At 71.5% G+C, this 12,554-nt stretch carries 13 protein-coding genes; 12 read left to right on the forward strand and 1 reads right to left on the reverse strand.

Annotated features, from left to right (window positions below; translation table 11 throughout):
- The 9 genes from ACZ6CZ_RS12810 (at position 1) to ACZ6CZ_RS12850 (ending at position 7,753) form a co-directional block, all read left to right on the forward strand.
- Positions 1-1,338 (forward strand): CpaF family protein, encoded by a 1,338-nt coding sequence (locus tag ACZ6CZ_RS12810; RefSeq protein ID WP_469018749.1) that lies wholly within the window; start codon positions 1-3, stop codon positions 1,336-1,338.
- A 5-nt stretch (positions 1,339-1,343) separates the two neighbouring features.
- On the forward strand, positions 1,344-2,288 hold the full coding sequence (locus ACZ6CZ_RS12815; protein WP_469018751.1) for a type II secretion system F family protein: 945 nt from the start codon (positions 1,344-1,346) through the stop codon (positions 2,286-2,288).
- Between the two features lie 11 nt (positions 2,289-2,299).
- On the forward strand, positions 2,300-3,187 hold the full coding sequence (locus ACZ6CZ_RS12820; RefSeq protein WP_469018753.1) for a DUF5936 domain-containing protein: 888 nt from the start codon (positions 2,300-2,302) through the stop codon (positions 3,185-3,187).
- A gap of 53 nt (positions 3,188-3,240) precedes the next feature.
- The gene (locus tag ACZ6CZ_RS12825; RefSeq protein WP_469018756.1) at positions 3,241-4,803 is read left to right on the forward strand and encodes a sensor histidine kinase; all 1,563 of its coding nucleotides are present in this window, start codon (positions 3,241-3,243) and stop codon (positions 4,801-4,803) included.
- Positions 4,804-4,816: 13 nt separating this feature from the next.
- Positions 4,817-5,578 (forward strand): response regulator, encoded by a 762-nt coding sequence (locus tag ACZ6CZ_RS12830; RefSeq protein ID WP_469018759.1) that lies wholly within the window; start codon positions 4,817-4,819, stop codon positions 5,576-5,578.
- Between the two features lie 125 nt (positions 5,579-5,703).
- Complete coding sequence (locus ACZ6CZ_RS12835) at positions 5,704-5,889, forward strand: hypothetical protein (RefSeq protein WP_469019108.1); 186 nt, start codon at positions 5,704-5,706, stop codon at positions 5,887-5,889.
- Entirely contained in the window at positions 5,886-6,488 is a 603-nt protein-coding gene (locus ACZ6CZ_RS12840) for a pilus assembly protein TadG-related protein (RefSeq protein ID WP_469019111.1), read from the forward strand. Before ACZ6CZ_RS12835 ends, ACZ6CZ_RS12840 begins: the two co-directional genes overlap by 4 nt.
- Positions 6,489-6,522: 34 nt before the next feature.
- Positions 6,523-7,110 (forward strand): hypothetical protein, encoded by a 588-nt coding sequence (locus tag ACZ6CZ_RS12845; RefSeq protein ID WP_469018762.1) that lies wholly within the window; start codon positions 6,523-6,525, stop codon positions 7,108-7,110.
- Positions 7,111-7,117: 7 nt separating this feature from the next.
- Entirely contained in the window at positions 7,118-7,753 is a 636-nt protein-coding gene (locus tag ACZ6CZ_RS12850) for an OmpA family protein (RefSeq protein ID WP_469018765.1), read from the forward strand.
- On the opposite strand, the gene ACZ6CZ_RS12855 is transcribed toward ACZ6CZ_RS12850, so the two are convergent.
- Positions 7,731-8,126: a DUF192 domain-containing protein gene (locus ACZ6CZ_RS12855; protein WP_469018768.1), complete on the reverse strand. Its 396-nt coding sequence runs from the start codon at positions 8,124-8,126 to the stop codon at positions 7,731-7,733. The genes ACZ6CZ_RS12850 and ACZ6CZ_RS12855 overlap by 23 nt on opposite strands.
- Positions 8,127-8,866: 740 nt before the next feature.
- Between ACZ6CZ_RS12855 and ACZ6CZ_RS12860 the strand changes: the two genes are divergently transcribed.
- The 3 genes from ACZ6CZ_RS12860 (at position 8,867) to ACZ6CZ_RS12870 (ending at position 12,453) form a co-directional block, all read left to right on the forward strand.
- The gene (locus tag ACZ6CZ_RS12860; RefSeq protein WP_469018770.1) at positions 8,867-9,640 is read left to right on the forward strand and encodes an isoprenyl transferase; all 774 of its coding nucleotides are present in this window, start codon (positions 8,867-8,869) and stop codon (positions 9,638-9,640) included.
- A 401-nt stretch (positions 9,641-10,041) separates the two neighbouring features.
- On the forward strand, positions 10,042-11,367 hold the full coding sequence (locus ACZ6CZ_RS12865) for a PhoH family protein (protein ID WP_469018773.1): 1,326 nt from the start codon (positions 10,042-10,044) through the stop codon (positions 11,365-11,367).
- A 372-nt stretch (positions 11,368-11,739) separates the two neighbouring features.
- The gene (locus ACZ6CZ_RS12870) at positions 11,740-12,453 is read left to right on the forward strand and encodes an aggregation-promoting factor C-terminal-like domain-containing protein (protein WP_469018775.1); all 714 of its coding nucleotides are present in this window, start codon (positions 11,740-11,742) and stop codon (positions 12,451-12,453) included.
- Positions 12,454-12,554 lie beyond the last annotated feature (101 nt).

The raw sequence follows: 12,554 nt of genomic DNA on the forward strand, positions 1-12,554 counted from the left end.
ATGAGTCTGCGGGCACGCATCAACGCCCCCGAGGAGCACGGCAACCGGGGCGAGGACGGCCACCTGGTCGCCTCCTACCGGGCCAAGCTGCTGGAGGAGATCGACCTCGCGGAGATGAGTTCGCTGGCCGCCGCCGACCGCCGGGCACGGCTGGAGCGGGTGCTCGGGCACATCATCAGCCGCGAGGGCCCGGTCCTGTCGACGCTCGAGCGCTCCCAGCTGATCCGCCGGGTGGTGGACGAGGCCCTCGGCCTGGGCATCCTCGAACCGCTGCTGGAGGACGCCTCGATCACCGAGATCATGGTCAACGGCCCCGACGCGATCTTCGTGGAGCGCGGCGGCCGCGTCGAACAGCTGCCGCTGCGGTTCGTCTCCGCCGACCAGCTGATGCAGACCATCGAGCGGATCGTCTCCACGGTCAACCGCCGGGTGGACGAGTCCAACCCGATGGTGGACGCGCGCCTGCCCTCGGGCGAACGGGTCAACGTCATCATCCCGCCGCTGTCCCTCACCGGCCCCATCCTCACCATCCGCCGCTTCCCGCGCTCCTTCACCCTCCAGGAGCTGATCGGCTTCGGCTCCCTCGACGAGCACATGGTGTACCTGCTGGCCGCCCTGGTGCAGGCGAAGTTCAACGTCATCGTCTCCGGCGCCACCGGCACCGGCAAGACCACCCTGCTCAACGCCCTGTCCGGGCTGATCCCGGCCCACGAGCGGATCATCACCATCGAGGACTCCGCCGAACTCCAGCTCCAGCAGTCCCACGTGGTCCGCCTGGAGTCCCGCCCGCCGAACGTCGAGGGCAAGGGCCAGGTCAGCATCCGCGACCTGGTCCGCAACTCGCTGCGCATGCGCCCCGACCGGATCGTCGTCGGCGAGGTCCGCGGCGGCGAGTCACTCGACATGCTCCAGGCCATGTCCACCGGCCACGACGGCTCCCTCGCCACCGTGCACGCCAACAGCGCCGAGGACGCGCTGACCCGGTTGCAGACCCTCGCCTCCATGTCCGACGTCGAGATCCCCTTCGCCGCGCTGCACGACCAGATCAACAGCGCCGTCGACGTCATCGTCCAGCTCACCCGGTTCGCCGACGGCGCCCGCCGCATCACCGAGATCGCCCTGCTCGACAGCCACGGCGGCGAGCCCTACCGGCTGGCGACGGTGGCCCGCTTCGACGCGCAGCCCATGACCCCGGACGGCCGCGTGTACGGCGCCTTCCAGCACTTCCCGCTGCCCCGCCGCACCGCCGACCGCCTCTACCTGGCGAGCCAGCCCCTGCCCCAGGCCTTCGGCGTCGCCCGGCACGCGGACCAGCTCACCACCCGAGAAGCCAGGTAGGCCCGATGGAACTCGACCACCTCGTCACCCTCACCACCGCGGTCACCCTGCTGACCTGCGCCCTGGCCGTGCTCGGCCTGCACGTGTACGCCGGCGGCCGGGCCCGGCGGGCGGAACTGGTCGACCGGCTCACCCACACCGGCCCGCTCCCGCACACCGGCCGCCGGCGCCGCTTCCCGACCCTCGACCGGCGGCTGCGCGCCACCCGCCCCGGCCGCAGGCTGGAACTGCGCCTGGCCGCCACCGGCCTCGACGTCACCCCGGGCGAGTTCTTCGCCGGCATGCTCGCCGCGGTCGCCGTCCTCTGGCTCGTCGGCCAGGCCACCCTGGCGCCCTTCTTCGGCCCCATCGCCGGACTGCTCGGCGTCTGGGCGGCCTGGCAGTTCCTCAACTGGCAGCGCCAGAAACGCATCGAGCGCTTCATCAACCAGCTGCCCGAACTCGCCCGCATCCTCGCCAACGCCACCCAGGCCGGCCTCGCCCTGCGCACCGCGATCGGCATGGCGGCGGAGGAACTGGAGGCCCCCGCGGGCGAGGAACTGGCCAAGGTCGCCGACCAGCTGGCCGTCGGCCACTCGATGGACGACGCCCTCGGCGAGCTGGCCGACCGCCTGCCCTCCCGCGAACTCGTCGTCCTGGTCACCACCCTCGTGCTGTCCAACCGGGCCGGCGGCCAGGTCGTCAGCGCGCTGCGCAACCTCACCGAGACGCTGGAGGAACGCAAGGAGACCCGGCGCGAGATCCGCACCCAGCTCTCCCAGGTCACGATGACGTCGTACGCCGTCCCCGTCCTGGGCATCGGCGCCCTGTTCCTGATGAACGGCGTCAAGGCGGGCGCGCTGGACCGGATGACCGGCTCACCCGTCGGACAGGCCTGCGTGGTCATCGCCTTCGCGCTGTACGCGGTCGGCTTCGTCCTCATCCGCCGCATGAGCCGGATCGACGTGTGAGGGGGACGGACATGGGACTGCTGCTGGCCCTGCTGATGGGCGCGAGCGTCTGGGGAGCCTTCGCCGGCCTGCGCATGTACCGCGCGGACGCCAGGCTCCCCGGCGACCTCACGCTGGCCCTGGAGGTCGGCGCGACCCGCACCGGCGCCGCCAACTCCCTGATCGACCGCATGGGCATGCGCTACGCGCCCGCGGTGCTGCGCCTGATGGGCCCCAAGCGGGTCGCCCGCTACCGCCGCAGGATCGACCTGGCCGGCAACCCCGGCGGCCTCACCATCGACCGCTACGCGGCCCGCCGCGCCGTCTACGGCGCCCTCGGCGGCGTCGGCTGCCTGGTGATGCTGGCGCGCGGCAACTGGTTCGTGGCCCTGCTCCTGCTGGCGTTCGGCGCCTTCTGGACGGAGGTCGGCATCTGGTCGGCGATCCGCATCCGCAGGGACGTCATCGAGCGGACGCTGCCCGACTTCCTGGACGTCCTCGCGGTCGTCGTCAGCGCCGGGCTCGGCTTCCGCCAGGCCCTGGACCGCGTGGCCACCCGCTACGAGGGCCCCTGGGCCGACGAACTGCGCATCACCCTGCGCCAGATGGACCTCGGCATGAGCCGCCGCCAGGCCTTCGCGGAGCTGCGCCGCCGCAACGACTCCGAACAGGTGGCGATGTTCGTCACGGCGTTGCAGCAGGGCGAGGAACTGGGCGCCCCGATCGTCGACACCCTGGTCGCCCTGGCCAAGGACATGCGCCGCACCGACGCCCAGAACGCCCGCCGCAAGGCGGCCCGCGCGGTCCCCAAGGCCACCTTGATGATCACCACCTTCATGGTCCCGGCCACGATGCTGCTCCTCGGCGCGGGCCTGCTGCTGGGCTCCGGCGTGGACTTCGGCTCGATCACGGGGGAGTAGGCGGACGAGGTGACGGCGATGACGGCAACGGGAGCGCGGGCGGGGTGACGGCGATGACGACAGCGAGGGTACGGGCGGGACAGGGCGCGGGCCGCGGCCGGCGCCGGCCACCACCGGACGCCACGACCGGCGCACCGCCCACCGCGGCCGGCGACGGCGGTACGGGCGGCCCCGGCGGGCTCGGGGCGCGCGGAGCCGGTGGGGTCCGCGGTGGCGGCGGAGCGGGCGGTACCGGAGGAGTGGACGGGGCCGGCGGAGTGGGCGGAGCCGGCGGAGTGGACGGAACCGCGTACCCGGCTCACGGCCCGTCCCGCGGCCCGTCCTACGGCCCGGCTCAGGCTCCGGCTCACGGCCCCGGTCCGCAGGCACCCCTGGACCCCGGGCAGCCGAACGTGCCCGACCCCGAGAAGCTCCAGCTCCGCGCGTTGCAGGCGATGTGCCGGCAGGTCTTCGGCTTCCGGCTGGCCATGATCGTGCTGGCCGCCCCCGCCGCCCTGCTCAACGCCGCCCCCGGCCTCGGCGTCCGGCTGGTCGGCGCGGCCGTGGTCGTCACCTTCATGGTCTCCTACGTTCTCTTCCGCGACTGGGAGCGCTTCGGCGCCCTCCTGCTGCGCCACCCCGTGCTGCTCGCCGCGGACACCCTGTGCGCGTCCCTGCTGCTGATCTCGGCGGGCCCGGACACCACCCTCGCCTACGTCAGCGTCTGCACCCCGCTGCTGGCCGGCCTCCTCTACAGCTGGCGCGGCGCGGCCTGCTTCGCCTGCCTGCAGTCCCTGATCCTGCTCCTGGTCCACGCCACCCTGAAGGCGGACCACGGCGCCGGCGTGGCGGAGACGCTGTTCCTGCCCGGCCTGTGCGTCATCGCGGGCGCCATGGGCTCCACCCTGCGCAACCTGCTGCTCCGCTTCGGCACCGCGACGGCGGCCCTGACCGCGGTGCAGGCCCGGCTGGCGGCGACGGAGGCGGTGGACGCGGAGCGGGCCAGGCTCGCCCGGGAGATGCACGACTCGGTGGCCAAGACCCTGCACGGGGTGGCCCTCGCGGCCGACGGCCTGGCGGCCTCCGCGTCGGCCGCCCGTCCCGACCCGGCCCTGATCCGGCGCCAGGCGGAACTGGTGGCCCGCTCGGCCCGCCGGGCGGCGGCGGAGTCACGGGAACTGCTGACCGACCTCAGACGCGAGACCGGCGAGTCCGACCTGGTGCGTCAGCTACAGGCCCGGGCGGCCGACTTCACGGCCCGCACCGGCCTGCGCGCCACCTGCGGCAGCACCTGGGCCACGCCGCTGCCGCCGCTGCCGCCGCACGTGTCCCGGCACCTGCTGTCCATCACCACCGAGGCGATGGAGAACGCCCACCGCCACGCCCACGCCACCCGGGTGGACGTGAGCGTCGGCACGGACGGCGACCGGCTGCTGCTGACCGTCCACGACGACGGCCGCGGCGTCCCGGCCGACCTCACCCTCGAAGACCTGCGCCGCTCCGGCCACTTCGGCCTGCTCGGCATGGTGGAACGGGCCACGTCCCTGGGCGCCCGCATCCGCATCGGACGCGGCGGCGCCAAGGGGACGGAGGTACGTGTGGAACTCCCCCTGACCGCACTGACCCCAGAGGCATGAGAGGAGGCACCCGATGCAGCACGCCACGCGCACCACGCACGAGAACCCTTACCGGGACGCCCCGTCCGCACCCGTGCGGATCGTGGTGGCCGACGACAACCCGGTCGTCCGGGCGGGCCTCACGGCCCTGCTGAGCGGCCGCGACGACCTGACGGTGGTGGCGGAGGCCGCGGACGGCCGGGAGGCCTGCGAGGCGGCCGAACGGCACCGTCCCGACGTCATCCTGCTCGACGTCCGGATGCCCGGTGTGGACGGCATCTCGGCACTTCCCCACCTCGTACGGCTGGCACCCGTCATGATGCTGACCTACAGCCACGAGACGGAGACCGTGCGGGAGGCGCTCCGCCTGGGAGCGGGGGGCTACCTGGTGCACGGCGAGTTCACCACCGACCAGCTGATCCGCGCGGTACGAGACGTCAGGGAGGGCCGGCCGCACGTCACACCGACGGCGGCGAAAGCGTTGCGCAGCCATCACCGAGAGCATGCAACTGCACATCCGCCCACCCAACGCCCCCGTGCTTTACCGGGAATTCCCCGCCAAAACCTTTCGCAACTGCAACCCGATGTGGGACAGTCGTACCGTGTGCGGTGCCAACTCAGCACGAGGGAGGCGGAGATCATGGACCTCATCGCGACCGGCATGACCAACCAGCAGATCGCCGCCACCTGCTTCATCAGCGAGAAGACGGTCAAGAACCACATCAACCGCATCTTCGCCAAGCTCCACAGCACCAGCCGCTCACAGGCGGCCGCGAAGTGGCTGGGGGTGGCGTGAGATGGCCCCGCGACAGCCCGCCCCGGGCCCGTCACGGGCCCACCGTTGGGCCCAGGGACCCTTCCCGGACCGCGGCACCCGGCCCTACGGTTCGGTCGTCGTAAGCGAACCCCGAGGGGAGCACCATGAGCGACCTGATGCTGAAGATGATCGTCGCGATGCAGCGCCGTGCGAACGACAAGGGGCAGACCGCGGTCGAGTACCTGGGGATCATCGCGGTGGTGGTGGCGATCGTGCTGGCGGTGACGGGTACGAGCATCGGGCAGACGATCATGCAGAAGATCCTCACCAAGATCAACGAGATCACCTGACGCTTCCGCGCAGGCACTTCGACGCAGGGCAGGCCTTCCCCATCTACATCACGGTGGTGGCGGGCCTGCTCTTTCTTGCGCTCGCCTACCTCGCGGTCGGCCAGGCCGCGGCCAACCGGAACGGCGCCCAGACCGCGGCGGACGCGGCCGCGCTCGCGGCGGCCCAGGACACCCGGGACCAGCTCGCCGAACTGTGGGTTCAGGACGTGCTCGACCCGACGAAGTGGCAGGACATCTTCGACGAGAAGTCGCCGGTCGCGCCCTCGTGCGGGCGCGCAGGGGAACTGGCGGCGCAGAACGACGCCGACGTGGAGGGTTGCGTACTCATACCAGCGAAGCCGCTGGGTTATCAGGTCGAGGTTCAGGCGAAGAAGCCGGTCGGCGATTCGGTCGTCCCCGGAACCGAGTCCATCAAGTCGCACGCGTCCGCCACGGCTGTGATCGAGTCGCTCTGCTCCTTCGACCTCTCCGCCGCCAAGGGCGACACACTGCCGGAACTCACCTGCAAGGACGACAAGGTCTGGACCCTCGACCCCGATGACCTGACTGGTCTCCCGGAGCCCGAGGACCTCTTCGACGTCCACCTGGCCGACGACTGATCACCGAACGATGAGCGATGAAGGAAGCGGAGCGATGAGCATTCGGTTCACTGCGAAAGCTCGCAGGGGCGTGGTCGCGCTGGCCGTCGCGGCCGGCCTGGCCGTAGGCGTGGCCGGCTGCGGAAGCGGTGGCGACGTCGGAAAGGATGAGAAGCCGCAGGCGTCAGCCTCGGTCACCAAGTCCGACGGGTCCGATCCGAGTGCTCAGGAGGGCCAGTCCGACACTCCCATGGCCGAACTCAGGGGAACCGAGGGGCTGCTGCTCCAGATCACCTCCGCCCAGCGGGACTCCGGAGGGTTCGTCACCGTGAACGGCAACTTGAAGAACGACGGAGCCAAATCCACGGTGGTGCCGCCGCAGTTGAGCGGGGACGAGACGGAGATCATCAAGCACGGCCTCTCGCTCGGTGGCGCCACCCTCGTCGATTCCAAGGGCAAGAAGCGCTACTACGTCCTGCGTGACACGGAGGGCCGTCCGCTCACCACGACGGGCCTCGGCACGCTCCAGGGAGGTCAGTCGCTGCCCGTCTTCATGCAGTTCCCCGCCCCTCCCGCCGGCACCGCCGAGGTGACCCTGCAGCTCCCCACGTTCTCCAGCGGCACGATCCAGATCTCCGGGTGAGGCCACAGTGACCGTCACCACCACTCCGCGTCTCTCCCTGACCCTCTCCGCCGCCGCCCTGCTGCTCGCCGCGCACCTGAGCGGCGCCTCCGCGGCACGGGCCGACGACGGTGGCCCGAGCGTGCCCCCGGGCACCGAGCCCTCCGCGGCCGCCCCCGTGCGGGTCGACCCCACCGACCCGGACCTCAAGCTTCCCGAGGGCGCCACCCTCGCCGAGGCCAAGGTGCTGGACATCAAGTCGGTGGTGGAGGACCAGAGCGGGGACGAGCGCCGCGAGGACACCAACGCGGACGTGAAGTTCGCCCTGCAGGCAGAGGTGCTGTTCGGCAAGGACAGCGCCAAGCTGGGCGCCGAGGCCAAGTCGCGGATCGCCGAGATCGCCGCGGAGATCGACAAGCAGCACGCGACCCAGGTCCGCGTCTTCGGCTTCACGGACAACCTCGGCAGCTCCGCGCACGGCGACGTCCTGTCCAGGCAGCGGGCCAACGCCGTACAGGCGGTGCTCGACCAGGACCTGAACAGCCCGGACATCGTCTTCGACGTGCGCGGCTACGGCGAGCAGTACCCGATCGCCGACAACGCGTCGGAGGAGGGCCGCAGGAAGAACCGGAGGGTGGAGGTCACCTTCCCCCGCACCGGCTGAGGGAGTCCGGTTCGATCTCCACCCGCGCCCCGGCCACCAGCCCCCACCCGGCCATCGCCCCCGCCCCGGCCTCCAGCACGTGCCGGGACCGCGGCCGGGGCAGGCCCAGGCGTCCGGGCGGCATGGTGCGTACGGCGATGACGGTGAGGCGCCGGTCGAGATAGGCGACGTCGATCGGGATGCGCATGCGGAAGGTGTGCACCCCGCCGGCCGGGCTGAGCAGCATCGCCCCCGCCACCGAGTCCCGCCCCAGCAGCCCTCTCGTCCGCGCCCGGTACGACGTGGCGATCTCCAGCGGGACGCTCACCGCCGCCCCGCCGCCCCCGGTGTGCACGATCAGCCTGCCCGGTCCGTCACTCCAGCGCCGCCCCATGCCGAGACCGTACCGCCGACCCGCCGTCGCGCCCAGGACGCGGCTGCGGGCGGCGACAACCGACGCCGTGGACCCCCGCCCGGGCGGCCTCCCGTGATTTTCACAGGGTTTCCACATCGTTATCGGCGGTGGCCCTCGGCGGCCCTGTCCGTCACGTAAGTTCGGACCAGAGGAATTCGCGTGAGCAAAGCTGCGCGGGCGGTACCGCGCAGTGGAGGGGGCTGCGCGGTGCCGGAACGCCTTTCAGGAGGCGTCAAGCGGCCGTTCGCGGTCGGAGTAGCCCATCGGAGGGACGCGCGGACAACTCGCCGAGCGTTCCCCAAGACGGCCCAAACCCTCATGATCTCTGGCGAATACGCCCCCGTGTCCTGGGAAAGCGCTGCGAATCGGCCATTCCACCCCCCTGAACCCAGTGTTCCGCGACCACCTCGGTGTCGCCGGGCGACTGCGGAGCGTAGTTGTGTCGCGCTGATGCACCCACCGTCCCTCACAAAGGGTTATGGTGGAAACCCCCCCTCGGGCCGGTCCGTCTCCCCCCCCACGGACCGGCCCGTTTTTTTGTCCCCACCCCACGCCCGTGCGCCCCGGCCCAGTGCGCCGTGCGCCCCCGCCCAGTGCGCCCGCGCGCTCCCGCCCCGCGCGTCCACGACCGCACCCGGACCGCACGGCGCAGCCCAGCGGCGGTAGGCTCAGCCCTCGCGGGGACCCGCATCCGCGCCATACGGAGGGGCTGACTTCACGTGAACCTGCGCGACAAGCTGCGCGGCCTGCTCGTCAGGCTCTACGCACGCCGGGTGGAAGGCCACCTGGACCACGCTCAGGTGCCCAAGCACATCGGCGTCATCATGGACGGCAACCGCCGCTGGGCGAAGGCCGCCGGCTCCAGCACCGTCCACGGACACCGGGCGGGGGCCGAGAAGATCGAGGAGTTCCTCGGCTGGTGCTCCGAGACCGACGTCGGGGTCGTCACCCTCTGGCTGCTGTCCACGGACAACTTCGACCGCGCCGAGGACGAGCTGGTCCCGCTCCTCGGCATCATCGAGGACGTCGTGCGCACCCTCGCCGCCGACGGCCGCTGGCGGGTGCACCACGTCGGCACCCCCGACCTGCTGCCCGCCGGGATGCAGCACACGCTGAAGGAGGCCGAGGAGGCCACCGCGCACGTCGACGGGATACTGGTCAACGTGGCCATCGGCTACGGCGGCCGCCAGGAGATCGCCGACGCCGTCCGCTCCATGCTGCTCGACGCCCGCGACAAGGGCGTGTCCATGGAGGACCTCGCCGACTCCGTCGACATCGACATGATCGGCCGTCACCTGTACACCGGCGCCCAGCCCGACCCCGACCTGGTCATCCGCACCAGCGGCGAACAGCGGCTGTCCGGATTCATGCTCTGGCAGACCGCCCACTCCGAGTACTACTTCTGCGACGTCTTCTGGCCGGCCTTCCGCAAGGTCGACTTCCTGCGCGCCCTGCGCGACTACGCCGCACGTCACCGGCGTTACGGCGGCTGAGCGACGCCACCCGGGAGGCCGCCGCTCCAACGCGGCGAAAGGCGCCCGTATACCCCGGTTGCGCCCGAGGTAACAAGGAGTTCACCGGCTCGCTGTGCCATGCCGTTGCATGGCGGCGGGTGTTCGAGGGCATAACCCATGCAGGTCGACGCCCGAACCACGGGTGTCGGATCTCAGCGGACGGCACGGGGCCGTCCGCCCGGGAGGCCCTTTGCACCAGCCCGACCGTGTGGTCACTGCACGGAAGCAGCCGCGAGGGCCGGTTCCCGGCCCACCGTGCAGCGGTGCGGCCGTCGACCGGCCGCACCGGTTTCCGCCCGTCCGGCGTACTGGTTCGCGCCTGTCCGGTCCAGTCTCCTTCTCGTCGCTCCCCGACCTCATCCGAGGGGGTACGTCCTTCCGTGGTGACCAGCACTAAGCGCCACACGCCAGACCGGCGCACCTATGTTCTCGACACCAGCGTCCTGCTGGCCGATCCCAGTGCCCTGACCCGCTTCGACGAGCACGAGGTCGTGCTCCCCATCGTGGTGGTCACCGAGCTGGAGGCCAAGCGGCACCATCCCGAACTCGGGTACTTCGCCCGGCAGGCCCTGCGGCTGCTGGACGACTACCGGGTGCAGTTCGGTCGCCTCGACGCCCCCATCCCGATCGGGGACCTGGGCGGCACCGTGCGTGTCGAGCTCAACCACTCGGACCCCAGTGTGCTGCCGACCGGCTACCGCTTGGGGGACAACGACTCCCGCATCCTCGCGGTGGCCCGGAACCTGCAGGCCGAGGGGTACGACGTCACCGTCGTCTCGAAGGATCTGCCGCTGCGGATCAAGGCCTCCTCGGTGGGCCTGCTCGCCGAGGAGTACCGCGCCGAGCTGGCCATCACGGACTCCTCCGGCTGGACCGGCATGTCCGAACTGACGCTGCCCGGCGAACAGGTGGACATCCTCTTCGAGGAGGGGCACGTGTACGTCCCGGAGGCCGCCGACCTCCCCGTGCACACCGGCCTGACCATCCAGTCCGAGCGCGGCAAGGCGCTCGGCCGGGTGACCGCCGACGGCAACGTCCGGCTGGTGCGGGGCGACCGGGAGGCGTTCGGCATCAAGGGCCGCAGCGCCGAGCAGCGCATCGCGCTCGACCTGCTGCTCGACCCGGACGTCGGCATCGTCTCGATGGGCGGCCGGGCCGGCACCGGCAAGTCGGCGCTGGCGCTGTGCGCCGGCCTGGAGGCGGTCCTGGAGCGCCGCCAGCACCAGAAGGTGATGGTCTTCCGCCCGCTGTACGCGGTCGGCGGGCAGGAGCTGGGCTATCTGCCCGGCACCGAGGCGGAGAAGATGAGCCCCTGGGCACAGGCCGTCTTCGACACGCTCTCCTCGGTCGCCGGCCGGGAGGTCATCGAGGAGGTCACCGCGCGCGGGATGCTGGAGGTGCTCCCGCTCACCCACATCCGCGGCCGCTCGCTGCACGACGCCTTCGTGATCGTGGACGAGGCGCAGTCACTGGAACGCAACGTGCTGCTCACCGTGCTGTCCCGGATCGGGGCGAACTCACGGGTCGTCCTCACCCACGACGTCGCACAACGGGACAATCTGCGGGTCGGCCGGTACGACGGCGTGGTCGCCGTCGTGGAGAAGCTGAAGGGGCATCCGCTCTTCGCGCACGTCACGCTGACGCGTTCGGAGCGGTCGCAGATCGCGGCCCTGGTGACCGAAATGCTGGAGGACGGCCACATCTGACACCCTGTGGGCGCCGTCCGGCAAAGGCCATGAGCCTAGCCGGGCGGCGTCTTCGTGTGTGGGGCTTTCCAGAAAGTGCGGGGGACAAACCGGATGTGACGTTTCCCACGCAAGCCGAGATTGCCACCCGGCGCCGGGTTACGGCAGAGTCTCCTTCCTGTCAGGCCCCGCATACGACACACCTGTACCCGCAGGGGTACGGCACCACAGCAGCACCACCGCAAACTCCATAGCGTCGTCGTATGCCGCCCGAGCACCACGCGGCGCTCCCCTCGCGGGAGTTGCCCACCGGGCCCGTTCCTCCCGTGACCCTTCAGTTGGGAGGCAGCGCCAGGGGCACGATTGCGTCCGCCAGGGTCACCGAAGCGGGCGATGCTGGAAGGAAACCGAGTGAGCCGGATTTCGGTCCGGGGATTCGCAGTGGCCTCGGCCACCGCGGTCACCGCCGTCGGAAGCGTCGTCGGAGTTGCCTCGGGCAGCGTGGCGCAGAACAACGACGCCGAGGCGACGGCAGCCGACGCGACGCTCCTCGCGGACATCCCCGCGGGTCAGCAGGCGCAGGTGCAGACCGCGTCCCTGACGCAGCAGGCCGACACCCAGGCCATCGCCGCGGACGCGAGCGCCAAGAAGGACGCCGAGGCAGCCGCGCGCAAGGCGGCCGCCGAGACCGCCGTCGCCAAGAAGGCGGCGGCCGAGAAGGCGGTCAAGGCGGCCAAGGAGCGCGCCGCGGCGAAGCAGGCCGCCAGCCGCGACGCGGCCCGCGACTCCTCCAGCTTCCCCGTCCAGAGCTCGTACTCCGTCGCGCAGATCCAGGCGATGGCGCGTCAGATGGTGGCGGGCGGGCAGTTCCAGTGCTTCAGCAACATCGTCGACCACGAGTCGAGCTGGAACTACCGGGCGGTGAACGCCTCCTCCGGTGCCTACGGTCTCTTCCAGGCCCTGCCCGGCTCCAAGATGTCGTCCGTCGGCGCCGACTGGCAGACCAACCCGGCCACCCAGATCAAGTGGGGCCTGAACTACATGAACAGCCGGTACGGCAGCCCCTGCCAGGCCTGGACGTTCTGGCAGGCCAACCACTGGTACTAGGCCCTGCCGGGCTCCCCGGCCCCGGTGCCGCCGTGCGGATGATCCGGCCGCGGCGGCCGGGTCTCCGCCCCCGCTCAACCTCGCGCAGCCCCTCCCCGTCC

This window comes from Streptomyces sp. NPDC041135, assembly GCF_055592085.1.

Bases quoted from the DNA above. Each gene is read 5' to 3' on its own strand.
- ACZ6CZ_RS12845 (WP_469018762.1), top strand. From the start codon at position 6,523: ATGAGCATTCGGTTCACTGCGAAAGCTCGCAGGGGCGTGGTCGCGCTG.
- ACZ6CZ_RS12820 (WP_469018753.1), top strand. From the start codon at position 2,300: ATGGGACTGCTGCTGGCCCTGCTGATGGGCGCGAGCGTCTGGGGAGCC.
- ACZ6CZ_RS12855 (WP_469018768.1), bottom strand. From the start codon at position 8,126: ATGGGGCGGCGCTGGAGTGACGGACCGGGCAGGCTGATCGTGCACACC.
- ACZ6CZ_RS12830 (WP_469018759.1), top strand. From the start codon at position 4,817: ATGCAGCACGCCACGCGCACCACGCACGAGAACCCTTACCGGGACGCC.
- ACZ6CZ_RS12825 (WP_469018756.1), top strand. From the start codon at position 3,241: ATGACGACAGCGAGGGTACGGGCGGGACAGGGCGCGGGCCGCGGCCGG.
- ACZ6CZ_RS12835 (WP_469019108.1), top strand. From the start codon at position 5,704: ATGAGCGACCTGATGCTGAAGATGATCGTCGCGATGCAGCGCCGTGCG.
- ACZ6CZ_RS12870 (WP_469018775.1), top strand. From the start codon at position 11,740: ATGCTGGAAGGAAACCGAGTGAGCCGGATTTCGGTCCGGGGATTCGCA.
- ACZ6CZ_RS12815 (WP_469018751.1), top strand. From the start codon at position 1,344: ATGGAACTCGACCACCTCGTCACCCTCACCACCGCGGTCACCCTGCTG.
- ACZ6CZ_RS12810 (WP_469018749.1), top strand. From the start codon at position 1: ATGAGTCTGCGGGCACGCATCAACGCCCCCGAGGAGCACGGCAACCGG.